The sequence below is a fragment of the Streptomyces milbemycinicus genome, from assembly GCF_002154605.1.
GTDB lineage: Bacteria > Actinomycetota > Actinomycetes > Streptomycetales > Streptomycetaceae > Streptomyces > Streptomyces milbemycinicus.
Genome location: NZ_MUNE01000204.1, coordinates 1 through 14,634, shown reverse-complemented (window position 1 = coordinate 14,634; position 14,634 = coordinate 1). Strand labels below are relative to the sequence as shown.

General features: G+C 72.5%; 17 protein-coding genes and 1 pseudogene. 9 read left to right on the top strand and 9 right to left on the bottom strand.

The features are described from left to right. Positions 1-429 (bottom strand): annotated as a pseudogene (locus CCN51_RS17800) (hypothetical protein); the annotation flags it as partial. An 83-nt stretch (positions 430-512) separates the two neighbouring features. Between CCN51_RS17800 and CCN51_RS17795 the strand changes: the two are divergent. Then, positions 513-938, top strand: coding sequence for a DUF6210 family protein (locus CCN51_RS17795; RefSeq protein ID WP_014177030.1), 426 nt, complete (start codon positions 513-515; stop codon positions 936-938). 25 nt (positions 939-963) lie between these two features. Then, positions 964-1,590 (top strand): hypothetical protein, encoded by a 627-nt coding sequence (locus CCN51_RS17790; protein WP_238545649.1) that lies wholly within the window; start codon positions 964-966, stop codon positions 1,588-1,590. Here the strand turns inward: CCN51_RS17790 and CCN51_RS17785 are convergent. Continuing rightward, entirely contained in the window at positions 1,568-2,596 is a 1,029-nt protein-coding gene (locus CCN51_RS17785; protein WP_014177028.1) for a hypothetical protein, read from the bottom strand. The two genes, CCN51_RS17790 and CCN51_RS17785, sit on opposite strands and share 23 nt — an antisense overlap. Before the next feature lie 47 nt (positions 2,597-2,643). Between CCN51_RS17785 and CCN51_RS17780 the strand changes: the two genes are divergently transcribed. Next, positions 2,644-3,234: a DUF4240 domain-containing protein gene (locus CCN51_RS17780; protein ID WP_014177027.1), complete on the top strand. Its 591-nt coding sequence runs from the start codon at positions 2,644-2,646 to the stop codon at positions 3,232-3,234. Between the two features lie 46 nt (positions 3,235-3,280). Here the strand turns inward: CCN51_RS17780 and CCN51_RS17775 are convergent, their stop codons facing one another. Both CCN51_RS17775 and CCN51_RS17770 read right to left on the bottom strand, forming a co-directional pair. Then, the gene (locus CCN51_RS17775) at positions 3,281-3,655 is read right to left on the bottom strand and encodes a VOC family protein (RefSeq protein ID WP_014177026.1); all 375 of its coding nucleotides are present in this window, start codon (positions 3,653-3,655) and stop codon (positions 3,281-3,283) included. Continuing rightward, positions 3,652-4,347, bottom strand: a complete 696-nt coding sequence (locus CCN51_RS17770; protein ID WP_043486987.1) for a TetR/AcrR family transcriptional regulator — start codon at positions 4,345-4,347, stop codon at positions 3,652-3,654. Before CCN51_RS17770 ends, CCN51_RS17775 begins: the two co-directional genes overlap by 4 nt. Positions 4,348-4,572: 225 nt before the next feature. Between CCN51_RS17770 and CCN51_RS17765 the strand changes: the two genes are divergently transcribed. Both CCN51_RS17765 and CCN51_RS17760 read left to right on the top strand, forming a co-directional pair. Beyond that, positions 4,573-5,742 (top strand): trypsin-like serine peptidase, encoded by a 1,170-nt coding sequence (locus CCN51_RS17765; RefSeq protein ID WP_014177024.1) that lies wholly within the window; start codon positions 4,573-4,575, stop codon positions 5,740-5,742. A gap of 107 nt (positions 5,743-5,849) precedes the next feature. Next, on the top strand, positions 5,850-6,392 hold the full coding sequence (locus CCN51_RS17760) for a hypothetical protein (RefSeq protein WP_014177023.1): 543 nt from the start codon (positions 5,850-5,852) through the stop codon (positions 6,390-6,392). Here the strand turns inward: CCN51_RS17760 and CCN51_RS17755 are convergent. Next, positions 6,389-6,907: a GNAT family N-acetyltransferase gene (locus tag CCN51_RS17755; RefSeq protein WP_014177022.1), complete on the bottom strand. Its 519-nt coding sequence runs from the start codon at positions 6,905-6,907 to the stop codon at positions 6,389-6,391. The two genes, CCN51_RS17760 and CCN51_RS17755, sit on opposite strands and share 4 nt — an antisense overlap. 66 nt (positions 6,908-6,973) lie before the next feature. Here CCN51_RS17755 and CCN51_RS17750 point away from each other — a divergent pair, with 66 nt between their 5' ends. Genes CCN51_RS17750 through CCN51_RS17740 form a run of 3 tightly spaced genes read left to right on the top strand, consistent with a single transcriptional unit; the run spans position 6,974 to position 8,933 of the window. Next, positions 6,974-7,771, top strand: coding sequence for an exodeoxyribonuclease III (locus tag CCN51_RS17750; RefSeq protein ID WP_014177021.1), 798 nt, complete (start codon positions 6,974-6,976; stop codon positions 7,769-7,771). Between the two features lie 32 nt (positions 7,772-7,803). After that, the gene (locus tag CCN51_RS17745; protein WP_014177020.1) at positions 7,804-8,325 is read left to right on the top strand and encodes a tetratricopeptide repeat protein; all 522 of its coding nucleotides are present in this window, start codon (positions 7,804-7,806) and stop codon (positions 8,323-8,325) included. Positions 8,326-8,348: 23 nt separating this feature from the next. After that, positions 8,349-8,933 (top strand): hypothetical protein, encoded by a 585-nt coding sequence (locus CCN51_RS17740; RefSeq protein WP_014177019.1) that lies wholly within the window; start codon positions 8,349-8,351, stop codon positions 8,931-8,933. A gap of 531 nt (positions 8,934-9,464) precedes the next feature. On the opposite strand, the gene CCN51_RS17735 is transcribed toward CCN51_RS17740, so the two are convergent. The 4 genes from CCN51_RS17735 to CCN51_RS17720 form a co-directional block, all read right to left on the bottom strand. Next, a complete protein-coding gene (locus CCN51_RS17735) occupies positions 9,465-10,463 on the bottom strand; it encodes a transcriptional regulator (protein ID WP_014177018.1) in 999 nt (332 codons plus the stop codon). 89 nt (positions 10,464-10,552) lie between these two features. After that, positions 10,553-10,789, bottom strand: a complete 237-nt coding sequence (locus CCN51_RS17730) for a hypothetical protein (protein ID WP_014177017.1) — start codon at positions 10,787-10,789, stop codon at positions 10,553-10,555. 67 nt (positions 10,790-10,856) lie between these two features. Continuing rightward, complete coding sequence (locus tag CCN51_RS17725) at positions 10,857-11,312, bottom strand: winged helix-turn-helix transcriptional regulator (protein ID WP_014177016.1); 456 nt, start codon at positions 11,310-11,312, stop codon at positions 10,857-10,859. 102 nt (positions 11,313-11,414) lie between these two features. Further along, on the bottom strand, positions 11,415-13,559 hold the full coding sequence (locus tag CCN51_RS17720; RefSeq protein ID WP_014177015.1) for an amylo-alpha-1,6-glucosidase: 2,145 nt from the start codon (positions 13,557-13,559) through the stop codon (positions 11,415-11,417). Between the two features lie 131 nt (positions 13,560-13,690). Between CCN51_RS17720 and CCN51_RS17715 the strand changes: the two genes are divergently transcribed. Further along, positions 13,691-14,634: LacI family DNA-binding transcriptional regulator (locus CCN51_RS17715; RefSeq protein WP_107426002.1), on the top strand; the 944-nt coding region annotated here is incomplete at its 3' end.

The window sequence follows — 14,634 nt, the reverse complement described above, 5'->3', positions numbered from 1 at the left end:
GGGCGGGGCGACCTCGGCCGTGGCACGCTCGTGCACCAGGCCGTCCCGGGTGAAGACCTGCTGCAGGGTGGCCGCGTGCCCCTCGGCGCAGCCCTGATGGAACCCGCCGCGCGACCGGGCGACCCCGGCGATCCGTATGTGCTCATGCCGGAGGAACGGCTCCAGCGCCCGGCGGTCGTGGCCGGAGTGGACCGCGAGCGAGAACACCTGCCACCAGCCGGCCAGTTCGGGGTCGAGCGACGGCTTGCCGTACCAGAAGCTCGACGGATCGGACCGGAAGTGGTCATGGGCCCGTATCGCGACCAGCCGATGCCCGCCCGCGGCCAGCTCCGCGGCGGCCTGCCGCGCCGCGTCCTCGGTGGGCAGACACAGGGTGTGCTGGACGCCCCACGCGGGTGGGGAGACGGCGGTCGAGTCGGTACGTGCCATGTCGCCCATGCTGCACCCGACCACTGACAGCGCCCCGCCGAAATCCTGTTGAGGAGTTGGGCGCGGGGCCACAGACTGCGGGCATGGCCGGTCAGCGTTTTGTCTTCCTCGACCCCGACGGGGCGTCGGAGGAATGGATCCATGTGGTGGTCGAGGCGGCCACCGGGGTGTCCTACCAGCAGCAGTACGGGGGAACGGCCTGCCGGCAGGGGTGGGTCGAGGGGTATTTGGTGCCGGTGTACGCGCCCGATGAGCTCGACGGGCTGTGCGAGATGTTCGAGGGGCATTTCCGAGGGGCCGGGACCTGGAATCACCAGTGGACGGCCGACGAGTTGGCCAAGCTGCGGGAGATCGTCGCGGGCGTGACCTTCTGGGCCTGCGACGGTACGAACGAGGAGCCGCGTCCGCTGCGGCTCGACGAGGGCCGGCTCGCCGAGGCCGACGAGGCGTGGATCCCCGTCACGACGCCGGACGGGCCGGGCGTGCTGCTGTGGTGCAACTCCGACTGAACCGACTGACGCCGCTGTGATCGTCATGGATGCCGCCCTGGAGACATACGAGGCCCAGGGCTTCGCCCTGTGGCCCATCGCCCCTCCGACGGCCGACCGCGTACTGCTGCTGTCCGGCGGGCTCTCACCGCTGGAAGTCGGTACGGCGATGGCGGTCTGGGTCGGCTACAACAACCCCGACCTCGACCCCGGCGACCCCCTCCGGGCCGACGCCGGCGCGCTCCTGCGGCGGACGGTCGAGGACGAGTGCACCATCGCCCCGGGCGGGCTGTGCGTCCGGGACACGGTCAGCGGTGCCCTCGTGCGCTCCGGATGCTGCTGCGGCCTCGAGACCTGGCGCGAGTGGCTGGACTTGGCAGAGGGGGCGGAGCTGTGGCTGGGGCATGATCCGTCGCCGCGGATCGAGCACCTGGGGACGGTCGTACGGATCTGGCCGGATGGGCGTGATGCGGCGGCGCAGAAGCTTGTGGGGCGGCCCGTAGAGGTGGCCGTCGCCGAGTTGGACGGGCTGTTGGAGGACGTACAGGGCAAGCTGCGCGGGTTTCTGGGGCTCGCCGGGCGGTGGGCCGAGCGGTACGCGCCGTCCCTCGCCGGGGCCCTGGCCGACCGGCTCGATACGGATTGGGCGATCAGCGCGCCGCTGCGCGGGTGATGGCCTCGGCGGTCTGCCAGAGGCGGGGGAGGAAGCGGGTGACCTCCTCGGCGCGGTGGAGGAGGTCGGACGTCGCGGCGATGCCGAGGTCGGCGAGGGCGGCGCGGAAGGGCGGGGTGAGCGCCTGGTGGGTCTCGGGGGCGTCGGCGGCCAGGATGGTGTGGCAGCGGGCGAAGGTCGCGATGATCCAGAAGACCGCCTCGTGGTGGCGGCCGCGGTCGATGAGGGCCTGGCTGCCGTCGATCGCGATGGGCCGCGCGGCCGGGGTGATGTCGCTGCTGAAGAAGAACGGCGTCCTCGCGACGGCGGCGGTGGTGTCGAACGTCGTGGCCAGCTCCCGCAGATGGCACCGGACGCGCTCGGCGGGCAGACGGGCGCAGCCGAGGAGGTCGAGGAGTTCGGGGTAGAGGTCGAGACGGCCGTGGTCGGCGAGGACTTCGCGGGCGGCCAGATAGCGCAGCCGTACGGTGGGGTTGCGCAGGGCGGCGACGAGCAGCACATGGGTGGTCACGCCGGTGGGGAACAGCCAGGACGTCACCTGTTCGTGGAACGGCGCCGACGTGTCGATCGCCGCGAGCCCGCGCTCGATCCGGCGGCGGGCGTCCTCGCATCTGCGGCGCACCCAGGGCGTGGCGTCGAAGTCGCGCGAGACGTGGACGTGCAGGGCGCGCAGCCGGCCGGTGGGGTCGTCGATGACGGTGTCGGTGCGGAAGCTGCCGGCCAAGTGGTACGAGGCGAGCACGGCGTCGGGCGGCGCGAGCAGTGCCCAGGGCAGATAGCTGATCTCCAGCAGGGCGCCGTGGTGGCGGAGTTTGCCCGGTTTGGCGGGGGGATCGTCCTCGGCGGTGACGACCACGACGTCGACATCGGAGGTCGGCGGCAACTCGGCGTCGTCGGGCAGGCCGACCGTCGAGCCGCTGAAGTACGCCCCGCGGAAGCCGGCTTCGGGGCGGGCGTACCGGTCCACCCACCGGGCCGCGGCGGCACGTGCCGAGCCGACCTTCACCGTGCGTCCTCCCTGCGTTGTCAGACCCCCGTGGCACAGTCGACCACATGGACACGGATCGTTTCTGGACCGTCATCGAATCCGTCCGGGCGGGCGGCCCGGACGGAAAGCCTGGCGACAAGCCTTTCGACGAGGTGCTGGTCGACCTGCTCGCCGCGCTCTCGAAGGAAGACATCCTCGAATTCCAGACGCGGTTCGACGAGATACACGACGCCGTCTATCGGTGGGACGTCTGGGCCGCCGCCTATCTCATCGGCGGCGGCTGCTCCGACGACAGCTTCATCGACTTCCGCGCCGGGCTGATCGCGCTGGGCCGTGAGTGGTACGAGCGCGCGGCCGCCGACCCTGACAGCCTCGCGGGGCACCCGGCCGTGATAGAGGCCGGGGCCGCTGGCCGTGATGAGGCCTTGTTCTACGAGGAGGTCAACTACGTGGCGAGCACAGCGTTCGAACGGGTCGCGGAGGACGGGGAGGACTTTTACGAGGAGTGGAAGCGTCACCGGTCCGTCCGGGGTGAGAGTGGGGGCGGCGGTTCCGAGGCGGACATGGGCGAGGACTTCGACTTCGACGACGACGAGGAGATGAGCCGCCGTCTGCCGCGCCTCGCGGCGCTGTATCTGGATGAGCTCGTGGCCTGAGACGCCGCCGCATGGCCGGCCTCGCGCCTGTCAGCCTGTCGGCCTGTCACGCCGGGGACATCACCTCGTACAGATTTCCCGTCTCGTCCTGGAAGAACAGGCCCCGGGGGCAAAGGGGGTGGTCGGTCCGGCTGTTGTCGGGCCGGGTGGGGTCGTTGCCGTACGGGATGCCTGCCGTGCGGATCCGGGACAGGATCGCGTCGAAGGTGGCCGGGTCCACGTCGAAGGCCAGATGGTGCCCTTCGGGGTCGGTCACGGTCATGAAGTCCAGGGTGAGCGTGTCGTTCACCCGCACGGGGGCGAAGTGGCCGTTGCGGCCCGCTGGGGGCAGTTCCTCCAGGCCCATGACGGAGGCGAAGAAGCGGGCCGCCTCGCGGTGGTCGGCGGCGGGGACGATGGTGTGGTTCAGCGTGACGGTCATGTGCCGCTCCCGGGTTGGTTGAGGGTGCCGTGCAGGAGGACGTCGACGAACTCCACCGGATCGACGTCGGCGCCCTCGGCGCCGAAGTGCAGCTGGGTGAAGAGCATGCCGAGGAAGACCGAGGCGACTCTTTCGGGGGGCAGGCGCAGGGCCTGCCGGTCGGGCTCGACGAGTTCGGTCAGGGCGTCGCGGGTCGCCCGCATCGACGTCTCCCGGCTGTCCGCCGGTCGGTCGGGGCCGTCGTGCGCGTTGTCGGAGGTCCGGCCGCCGATTGGTCGGGCGCCGGTTGGCCGGCCGCCGGTTGGTCGGGCGGCGGGGGTGCGTTCGCGGCGGTGGCCCGAGGCATGGAGGGCCCCGGCGACCGCGCCCATGCGCGTCAGATGGGCCCGCATCGCCTCGGCCGCCTCGGTGAGCCGGTCGGCGAGCGGCTGGTCCAGGGAGATGGAGGCCAGCTCACGCAGTACATGGCTGGGGTTCATCGCCTCGGCCGTGCACGCGGCCAGCACCTCCTCCTTGTCCTTGAAGGCGCGGAAGATCGTGGCCTCGCCGATACCGGCGGCGCGGGCGATCTGCGCCGTGGTCACCGCGGCGCCGTACTCGGCGACCAGCGGGAGTGCGGCCGCGACGATCATCGCCCGGCGCTGCTCGGTGCTCATGCCCGGTGCACGCCGCCGGGCCGGTGGTTCTGCCATGCCGCCCACCGTACGGAGTGAGTACTCACTCCGTCAATGCGCATCGAAGCGATGTCATGGAATCGTGCCGACCCGGTCTGTGTTGTGTGCGGGCTGTGGACCAGGTGACGGCTGTGGCCTGAGGCGCGGGCATAGTGGGGGCTTGTCCCGGAAGGGGCAGTTGGAAGACGGCTTCACGCGCAAGCAACAAGCGCAGCACAGCAGCACACAGGGGGACGAGGCTCCATGCCATCCATACGCCGCTCCACCGCGGCCGCCGCGGCCATGGCCGCGCTGCTCGCGGTCACCGCCACGGCCTGCGGGCCGAGCGACGACAACGCCGGGTCCGAGCCGAGCGCTTCGGCCACCACCGGGGACAAGGCCAAGGAGAAGGAAGGCCTGAAGATTCCGGACGGGGTGCCGACCAGTCTGGACGACCTGAAGAAGTGGAAGGACGGCGGCTGGAAGAACTGGGACGACTGGGCCCGCAAGGCTTCCGATTTCGCCAACCCCGTCATCAAGGACTTCTGGCAGCCGTCCCGGATGGCCAAGGCCAAGGACTCGCCGAACACCGTCTCCGCCAAGAGCGCCGGTCAGGGCCAGGCGGCCACCGACCCCGAGCCGTCCGCGATCCAGGCCAAGCAGGTCTCGCGGCCGTACCACGAGAACATGGCGCCGGTCGGCAGGGTCTTCTTCGACAGCCCCGACGGGCCGATGGTCTGCTCGGGCACGGTCGTCGAGGACCCGGCCCACCCCGGCAAGTCGAACCTTGTGTGGACGGCGGGCCACTGCGTGCACTCCGGCAAGCAGGGCGGCTGGATGCGGAACATCGTCTTCGTGCCGTCGTACAACGACAACGGGCTGCCCGCCAACCGGACCGGGACCGCCGCGAGCCAGGAAGTCACCCCGTACGGCGTGTGGTGGGCGGACTGGTCGCAGACCTCCTCGCAGTGGATCGACGGGGGCGCCCACACCGGCAACGTCGCCTCGTCGTACGACTTCGCGGTGCTCCATGTGAAGCCGGAGAACGGCGGCGGCAAGTCGCTGCAGGAGACGGTCGGGGCCGCGGTCCCGGTGTGGTTCGACGCGCCGTCGGCGAACCAGGTCAGCTCGATCGGCGCGTACGGCTACCCGGCCGCGCCGCCGTACGACGGGGCGCTGATGTTCAGCTGCCTTGACCGGGCCAACCGGCTGTCGTTCTCGCCGACCGCGCCGACGATGTACCGGATCGGCTGCACGATGACCGGCGGCTCGTCCGGCGGCGGGTGGCTGGTGAACCGCGGTGGCAAGACGGCGCTGGTGTCCAACACCTCCATCAGCTCCAACGCGCACACCTGGCTCGCCGGGCCGCATCTGGGCAGTGAGGCCAAGGGCGTGTTCGACGCGATCAGCCGGAAGTTCGCGGCCAACGGCTGATCGGCGGCGCTCCCCGCGTGCGGCGCCCCCCCCCGCGTACCGCGTGTGCCCTGCTTATGCGGTGGTCACGAGGTGCGTGGGGGCCGGTCTGCGGCAAGAGTGGGGGTATGGCCGAGAACATCTTGTTTATGGATCTTCCGGGGCCGGAAGCGGCCCCTCGGGCGCTCGACGCACTGCTCCGCGCGGATGACGAAGGCACGCTGGTGCTGTGCGAGGGCGCGGTGATCGCGCGGGCCGTGGACGGGACGCTCGATCTGCCGGACTGCGTGGACCGCACCGGCGCCCGCTGCTTCACCATGGACGACCTGATGGGCGGGCTCGTGGGCCTCCTGGGCGGGCCGCTCGGCATCATGATCGGCTTCGGGGAGGGCGGATTCGTCGGCGCGGCGCGGGACACCCGCGAGGGTATGGGCGCGGGCCGAGGCAGGGGTGAGGGCGCGGGTGCGGGCGAGGCGGCGGGCGTGAGTGCCGCCCTGGAGATGCTGGCCGCCGAGGTCCCGCCGGGCACCACCGTGCTGGTCGCCGATGTGCGCGAGCCGTCTCCTGACGCGGCCGACCGGGCCCTGGCGCCGTACGGTTACCCGGTCGCCCGGTATCCGGCCGCCCGGGTGCGCAGGGAGATCGAGTCGGCGAAGGCCGAACGCTCCTAGGCGCCTGTCGCGTCTTCTGCCGACGAGCCCGCTGCGGCCTGCGCCAGCGGCTTGCCGTAGCAGCGGCTGGAGTCCTCGAAGCGGTACAGCCCGAACTTGGTGATCGGCACATAGCCGCACGAGGTGTAGAGCGCTATGGCCTCCGGCTGCTCGGTCCCCGTCTCCAGCACCATCCGCTGCCGCCCCGCCGCCCGGGCGCTGTCCTCCAGCGCGGCCAGGATCCGGCGGGCCAGCCCCTGCCCCCGCACCTCCCGGACCACGAACATCCGCTTGATCTCGGCGTCGCCGTCCGCGTGGCCCTCCTCGCTGCGCTCCTGGCTGCGCCAGCCGCCGCTGGCCACCGGGCGGCCCTGTGCGTCGTACGCGAGGAGGTACAGCCCCCGGGGCGGTTCGAAGTGCGTCGGGTCCATGACGGTCAGGTCGGGGTCGCCGTAGCGCTCGACGTATTCGGCCTGCACCTCGTCGTTGAGCTTGACGGCGTCGGGGTGGCCGTAGGGGACGGACTGAATATTCATGCGAGAGATCGTACATCCATGCGAATCTGCGGGGCGTTCGATTTTTTTCTGGCGTATCGTGCCGGAATGCTCACCGTGACCACCGTGAATGTAAACGGGCTGCGCGCCGCCGCCAAGAAGGGCTTCCTGCCATGGCTCGGGGGCACCGCCGCCGACGTGGTGTGCCTGCAGGAGGTGCGCGCCGAGCCCGGTGAGCTGACCGCGCCGGTCCGCGAGCCCGACGGCTGGCACACCGTGCACGCCCCGGCGGACACCAAGGGCCGGGCCGGGGTCGCCGTCTACACGCGGCGCGAGCCGGAGGGCGTACGGGTCGGCTTCGGGTCCGCGGAGTTCGACGGCAGCGGCCGCTATCTGGAAGTGGATCTGCCCGGGGTCACGGTCGCCAGCCTGTATCTGCCGTCGGGGGAGGTCGGCACGGAACGGCAGGAGGAGAAGGAGCGCTTCATGGGCGAGTTCCTGCCGTATCTGAAGGAGCTGCGGGAGCGCGCCGCGGCCGGCGGGCGCGAGGTGCTGGTGTGCGGCGACTGGAACATCGCGCACCGGGAGGCCGACATCAAGAACTGGAAGGCCAACCGGAAGAAGTCCGGGTTCCTCCCCGAGGAGCGCGCATGGCTGAGCCGGGTGTACGACGAGGCGGCGTACGTGGACGTGGTGCGCAAGCTGCACCCGGACGCCGAGGGGCCGTACTCGTGGTGGTCGTACCGCGGGAGGGCCTTCGACAACGACGCGGGGTGGCGCATCGACCTGCTCGTCGGCACGCAGGGGCTGGCCGAGCGGGCCGTGAAGGCGCAGGTGGAGCGGGCGGCGAGCTATGACCAGCGGTGGAGCGACCACGCCCCGGTGACGGCGGTCTTCGGCGGCTGACACGGATGGCCCCGGGCTGAGATGCTGCGCCGGTGAACACTGCGGCATCAGATTGGGAACGGCGGGTCGCGGACCTGTGGACCGCCTTCGACGACCACGGCCCCGCCGACTTTCTGGCGGCCATGACGGCACTGGCGGCCGAACTCCCCGCCGGCGACCCCATCGCGTCCTTCGAGCTGGCCTCGGCCTACGACGCCACCGACCGCGAGGAGGAGGCCGCCCCGCGCTACCGCGAGGCCCTGGCCGCCGGACTCACCGGCCCGCGGCGCCGCCAGGCGGTGATCCAGCTGGCCAGCACGGTGCGCAACCTCGGACGGCCGGAAGAGGGCGTCGCGCTGCTCACCGCGGAACGGGAAGCGGAATCCGACGAACTCGACGACGCCGTCGCCGCGTTCCTCGCGCTGGCGCTCGTCGACGCCGGGCGGGAGCGGGAGGCGGTGGGCCTCGCCCTGTCGGCCCTGTCCCGCCATCTGCCCATGTACAACCGCTCGCTGGCGCGCTACGCCGACGAACTCGCGGACGGAGCGGACGGAGCAGACGGAGCGGGGCACTGAGCGAGGCGCTGCGCGGCGCGCGTGTGCACCGCTGGTCGGAGGAGGCCGGCCGGGCCGACACCCCCGCGTTCGCCCTGGCCGACTCGGACGACAACAGCGTCTGGGGCGTCTGCGCCGATGTCTCGGGCCTGTTCGTCGACCCGCCCGTCCGCTCCTACCAGCTCCTGGCCTGCGCCCCCGCGGGCCCGCTGCGCGAAGCGCTGTACGAGAGCGGAAAGGCGCCGTACGAGCCCCGGCCGCTGGGCGACCTGTGGCTGCGGCCCGTCGGCGACGAACGGTGCCCGGAGGATTCGGAACGGCTCGACGCGTGGCAGTTGGAGGACGTACGGGTCATCGGCCATCGCCCCCACCCCGCCGACCCCTCCCTGACCGACGTCTTCATCGAGGGCGCCGACGGCTACCCGGACCCGCCCGACGATCCGTACCTCGCGGCGGGCCTGCTGCTGCGGCTCTGGTTCGACCGCGTGCGGGAGCGAGGGTGCGACCTGTCCGTTCCGGCTGCGCCGCTTCGGCGGAAACGCCGCTGCGCTGCACGACTGCCTCGGCGGAGGGTCACGCGCGGTGCGCTGATGTGCCTGGTGCTCCTGGGCGTTCCTCCGATCCGATGATCGGGAGTTCGGCCGTGTCCTGGCCCCCGGGTCCTCGTAGTACGGGGAGAACGGCCCGCCGCAGGGAGGCGGGCCACAGAGAATCCGCCCCGTGCCCAGGCAGCGACGCGGGGTCCCCGCCCCGCCCGGGTCCACGCCGGGCGGCAAGCGTCCGGCGGGGCGGCTGCCCCAGCCACCGAATCGCCCCAGCCAGGGGCGCCACAGGCGGCAGGCACCGCAGACGATGAGCACCGCCGCCGCATCCAGCGGCGACCGGACGCGGCCCCTGCAGGAGTCCAACCCCTGCACCGCACCACCGGCCGCTTTTCGGGGCAGACCTGCCACCCAGGTTCACCCAGGAAAACCTGAGCTCATCCGAGACGCTTCGGGGTCACCACGCCGTTCACGCTGGTCTGGCGCGACGCGCAGGTCGCGCGGCGGAGCCTGCGGCGGGTCCTCAACTCGCAGGGGGATCCGTACAGCTACTTCGACCTGGTGCTCGAGGTCCTGAGGGACGGCCGGGTCGAGGTGCGGCTGAGGGACTGAGCCGCGTCAGGTGCAGTCGTTGGTGACGTCCCAGCAGGTCTCCTCCGGCAAGTCGGACGGATCCACTGTCTCTGTCGAGGGCGGCGGGTCGTCGGGGAGCGACGGCGGGTCGTACGGGCTCCACGTCGGTGTAGGTGAACTCCGCGTGGGCTTCGGCTCCTTGGGGGCCGTCGTCTTCGGGGGCGCGGTCGTCGACGAGGTCTCCCGCGGTTCGGTGGCCGACGGTTCGTCCTCGATGGGTTTGGCATCGGCGGCGCTGGAAGTGGCACCGCCCGAGGGACGGCTCGGTGTGTCCGAGGGGGTCGCGGCCGCCGGCGCTTCCGTATGGCTGCTCTCGCGCGGCTCGTCGGGGCGGTCACCGGGGCGCAGAATCGCCGTGGCCGCGGCGGTCAGGAGCACGATCGCGACCGTGGCGGCGATGACCACGCCCGGTCGCCGGAGGCGGCGCCCGGCCGCCTTCAGCCCCTTCGGCTTCTTTGACCCCTTTGGCTGCGGTGTGCGGGGGGAACTTTCCAGGTCCGGTACGGGGTCCGGGTTCTCGGCCACGGGCTCGGGATCCTCGGCCAGCGGTTCGGGATCTTGGGGTACGAGTTCGGGGCCCTCGGCCACCGGCCCGGGATCGTGGGCGGCCACCGGCTCGGCCACCGACTCCGCCTCCACCGTGGGTGACGGCACGGTGATGTCCGTGGCTGACGGCCCCTCGGCGTCGGAGGGCTCCTGCTCGACCTCGACGGCCAGGCGTTTGCGGACCCCCACCCATGCCTCGACCGTGGCCTCGTCACCGCCGCTGGCCCGGACGAAGGCCGCCACCAACTCCTCGCGGGGCAGCTCCTGCCTGTTCAGCGCCCCCGCGAGGGTGGCACGCGGCAGCACGTCCCCCGCCGCCCCGGCCCGGCGTTCCAATTCGCGATAGCTCAGATCCGCCCACTGGCGCAGCTGGCGCATCACCGCCACGAACTCCGCGGAGTCCTTGACGTCGTGTGGCTGTGGAATCCTTCCGTCCACATCGGCCCCCGTGTGTTTTGTTGTGTCGGCGCTCGGTCCTCCCCGGGAGCTTAGAGGGCTCGCCACGGAAAACTCGTCAAGAATCAGCGTCACTTGCCGCGCATATGCCGTTCGACGACCTCTCGCACCCGAGCCCGTAGCCACCCGTTTTCGCCGCCCGGGTCCAGCCCTTCCGCCTTGAAGACGGCGTCGGTGAACTTGTCCACGTCGGCGGGCGGCGCTTCGCGCAGCCGGCGTATGTCGTGCGGTGGCAGGCAGAAACCGAGGTCGACGCACAGCTCGTAGAGGAGCGCGTAGGCATCCTCCGACGACAGTCGTTTTGTCATGCCCCGGTACGGTACCGGCGACGCCCGGCCCGGGCACCCGAGTTACGGTCCGGACGGGGCCCGGGCGTCAGGCGCCCGCCGCACGGCGAGGGGCGCGCCCCTGCGCCTCGAACCGGTCCTGTGCGGCCAGCACGTCGTCCGCGTGACGCTTCGCCCAGGCGCCCATCTCCCGCATGGGGACGAGCAGGGCGGTTCCGGCCTCGGTCAGCGCGTAATCGACGCGCGGCGGCGCCTCCGCGTACGTACGGCGCTCGATCAGGCCGTTGTACTCCAGGCGCCGCAGCGCGTCGTTGAGGACCTTGGGGCTGATCCCGCCGATCCGGGCGACCAGCGCCCGGGGCCGCATCGGGCCGCATGCGCCGAGCGTGTAGACCACGACGCTGTCCCAGCGGTTCGCGAGCACTTCGAACGCGATACGCGCATGGCAGTCCGCGGTGTATGCCGTGTCCCCCGTGTCGGCGGCGCCGGCGGCGTTCTCGGCGTCAGCCTGCGCGGCGTCCCGCGGGCAGCTCGGCTTCTCCATGTGCGCATCCTGCCCGATCCGATGCACACCACGCGGTGTGCATCGGCGGCCCCGGTCCTGGAGCCCCGGGCCGTCGCGTCAGTCGTCAGGCCGTGACCACCGTCAGGCCGTGACCACCGTCAGTCCCTCGGGCGCCGTCACGCGCACCGCCCCGTCCGCCGCCAGCGCGACGTCCAACTGCCCGCCGCCGACCTGGAGCCCGGTCACCGTCAGCGGGCCGTACGCCCGGGCGAAGGTGGGGGCCACCGTGACCGTGCCGCCCGGGACGTCCGCGTCCAGGCCGAGGGCCGAGGCGAGGACCTGGACCGAGGCGGCGGCCGCCCACGCCTGGGGGCGGCAGGACGCCGGGTAGGGGGCGGGGCGCGGGCCCGCGTCGGCGCCGTGGCCGGCGAAGAGCTCCGGCAGCCGGGCGTCGAAGGCCGCCGAGGCCGTCAGCAGGCCCGCGGCCAGCGGCGCCGCCGCATCCGGGAAACCGGCCCTGACCAGGCCGTGTACGGCGATCGCGGTGTCGTGCGGCCAGATCGAACCGATGTGGTAGCCGTACGGGTTGAAGCCCACCGAGTCGCTGCTCAGCGTGCGCAGGCCGTGGCCCGAGTCGAGGTCGGGGCCGGCCAGCCGGGCGGCCAGCGCCGCGCTCTCCTCCTGGTTGAGCAGGCCGGTGCCGAGGAGGTGGCCGAAGCCCGAGGTGACCGAGTCCACCGGCCGGCCGTCGCGGTCCAGCGCGACCGCCGGGTACGCGCCCCGGGCGTCCTCCACCCAGAAGCGCTTACGGAACCGGTCGGCGAGCCCGTCCGCCCACTCCTCCCAGGCGTCCGCGCCCGGCCGCCCGAACGCGCGCAGCAGCGCCGCCCCGCCCCGCGCGGCCTCGTATGCGTACGCCTGCACCTCGCACAGCGCGATCGGCGGCTCGGCGAGCCGGCCGTCGCGGTGGCGGATGGCGTCGCCGGAGTCCTTCCAGCCCTGGTTGGCCAGGCCCCGGCCGGTCCGGTCGACGTACTTGAGGAAGCCGTCGCCGCCCGCGTCCGCCTGGTCGCGCAGCCAGCCGAGCGCCGACTCGGCGTGCGGCAGCAGCTGTTCCACCTCGGCCGGGGCCAGGCCCCAGCGCCAGGCGTCGTGGAGCAGGGTGATCCACAGAGGGGTCGCGTCCACCGTGCCGTAGTACACCGGCGGGAGGGAGAAGGTGTCCGTGAAGTCCTGGGTGGCGCGCCGCACCTCGTGCAGGATCTTGCCCGGCTGCTCCTCCGTCGCCGGGTCGACGGCCGTGCCCTGGCGGCGGGCGAGGGTGCGCAGCGTGCCGGCCGCGAGGTCGGTGCCGAGCGGCAGCAGCATACGGGCGGCCCACAGCGAGTCGCGGCCGAAGAGGGTCAGAAACCACGGGGCGCCGGCGGCCAGGAACTGATCCACACCGCCCGTGGGCCCCCCGCGCCTCTCGTCGGACCGAGGGTCCATCAGGCGCAGCCGGTCCGCGTCGGCGACCGACTGGTCCAGCCACTGGTCGAAGCGGCGGTCCGCGCTGCGCAGGGCCGGGGTGCGCCACGGTACGGCGTCCGCCGGGGGCGCCGGGAACTGATCGCCGTCCGCGTACGCCGCCGTGCAGCGCAGCGTCGCCGTCCACGAGGTGCCGGGGGCCAGTTCGATGTCGTACGACAGCCGGCCCTCCGCCGCCTCCGCCGCCTCCAGCGCGTCCGGCGCCGGCTCGCTGACCAGGCGTACGGAGAACCCGTCGCGGGACCACGCCAGACCGTGACTGTCACTCTCGGCCCGTACCGGCTCCAGGACGTGGCCCGACTTCACCCGCTCCATCAGGGCGAGGTCCGTGGCCGCCGTGACCGTCAGCCGGAAGCGGACCCGCTGGGTGCCCGCGTTGGTGACCTCGAAGCTCTCCTCCAACCGCCCGGAGGCGACGGTCCGGCGGCGGAGCAGGGTGACCGCCGGGTCGGGCGTCACCTCGCCGAGCCCCCGCAGGATCGACCGGAAGTCCGCCCGGTCGGCCCCCCTGAGCCCGCCGCCGACCGGGGCCAGGGCGATGGGCCCGGCCGTGACGGCCAGCTGGGACAGCGCCCTGCGGTCGCCGTGGTAGAAGCCGTCCGCACCCCCGCCGAGCTGCCCGTCCGCGCGCGAGATCACAAAGCTCGGCGCGTACAGCGTGACGACCGCGTCGTGCAGGAACGGCTGCAGGTCAGCGGCCACCGAAGTGGATGCCGTGACCGAGTCGTTGGTGTCCTGGGGCTTGACAGTGGTGTCCAAAAGAGTAGAACCTCTCAGCGTTGGATCGTTCAAAAGACATTAACGGCCTCTTCAGGGCGCTGACAATGCCTTTGGAACGCTCAAATCAAGCCCTTCAGGATGGGCTTGCAACTCGTAGGCCGGAGACCCGTATGCCCCGCTCCACCAGCAGTTCCTCGTCGAAGGGCGGTCCGGTGACCCTCGCGATGGTCGCCCGCCGGGCCGGTGTCTCCACGCAGACCGTGTCCAACGCGATCAACTCGCCGGAGCTGCTGCGCCCCGAGACCCTGGAGCGGGTCCGCCAGGCGGTCGACGAGATGGGCTACCGCCCGAGCCGCGCCGCGCAGACGCTGCGCACCCGCTCCAGCAAGCTGATCGGCTACGGCATCCAGCCCGCCCCCGGCGGCAACACCGCCCCGGTCATGGACCGGTTTCTGCACGCCCTCTCCCAGGCGGCCGACGAGGCCGGCTACCGGATCCTGCTGTTCTCCTGCCCGCCCGGCGGCCCGAGCCTGGAGGGGTACGACGAACTGCTCGCCCAGCACGACGTCGACGGCTTCGTGCTCAGCAACACCGCCCGCCAGGACCCGCGCCAGGCGTGGCTGGCCAAGCGGGGCGTGCCGTTCGTCGGCTTCGGCCGGATGTGGTCGGGGCGGCAGATCGGCGACTGGGTCGACGTCGACGGCGCCTCGGGCACGGACGCCGCCGTGGAGCACCTGGTCGCCCTCGGGCACCGCAAAATCGCCTTCCTGGGCTGGCCGCGCGGCTCCGGCGTCGGTGACGACCGGGCCGAGGGCTGGCAGCGGGCCATGCGCCGGCACGAGCTGCCGACGCGCGGGCGGCGCGCGGAGAGCGCGGGCGACGTCGAGGCGGCCCGTATCGCCGTGAAGCCCTTACTGGACGCGGGTGCCACGGCCGTGGTCGCGGCCAGCGACATGCTGGCGCTCGGCTGCTACCACGCGCTGCGGGAGCGGGGCGCCGCCCCGGGCCGGGACGTCGCCGTGGTCGGCTTCGACGACTCGCCGACCGCCGGGATCCTCTCGCCCTCCCTGTCCACCGTCGCCCAGCCGCTGGAGGCGGTCGGCGAGTCGTCGAA

Bases quoted from the DNA above. Each gene is read 5' to 3' on its own strand.
- CCN51_RS17795 (WP_014177030.1), top strand. From the start codon at position 513: ATGGCCGGTCAGCGTTTTGTCTTCCTCGACCCCGACGGGGCGTCGGAG.
- CCN51_RS17790 (WP_238545649.1), top strand. From the start codon at position 964: ATGGATGCCGCCCTGGAGACATACGAGGCCCAGGGCTTCGCCCTGTGG.
- CCN51_RS17780 (WP_014177027.1), top strand. From the start codon at position 2,644: ATGGACACGGATCGTTTCTGGACCGTCATCGAATCCGTCCGGGCGGGC.
- CCN51_RS17775 (WP_014177026.1), bottom strand. From the start codon at position 3,655: ATGACCGTCACGCTGAACCACACCATCGTCCCCGCCGCCGACCACCGC.
- CCN51_RS17770 (WP_043486987.1), bottom strand. From the start codon at position 4,347: ATGGCAGAACCACCGGCCCGGCGGCGTGCACCGGGCATGAGCACCGAG.
- CCN51_RS17765 (WP_014177024.1), top strand. From the start codon at position 4,573: ATGCCATCCATACGCCGCTCCACCGCGGCCGCCGCGGCCATGGCCGCG.
- CCN51_RS17760 (WP_014177023.1), top strand. From the start codon at position 5,850: ATGGCCGAGAACATCTTGTTTATGGATCTTCCGGGGCCGGAAGCGGCC.
- CCN51_RS17755 (WP_014177022.1), bottom strand. From the start codon at position 6,907: ATGAATATTCAGTCCGTCCCCTACGGCCACCCCGACGCCGTCAAGCTC.
- CCN51_RS17750 (WP_014177021.1), top strand. From the start codon at position 6,974: ATGCTCACCGTGACCACCGTGAATGTAAACGGGCTGCGCGCCGCCGCC.
- CCN51_RS17730 (WP_014177017.1), bottom strand. From the start codon at position 10,789: ATGACAAAACGACTGTCGTCGGAGGATGCCTACGCGCTCCTCTACGAG.
- CCN51_RS17725 (WP_014177016.1), bottom strand. From the start codon at position 11,312: ATGGAGAAGCCGAGCTGCCCGCGGGACGCCGCGCAGGCTGACGCCGAG.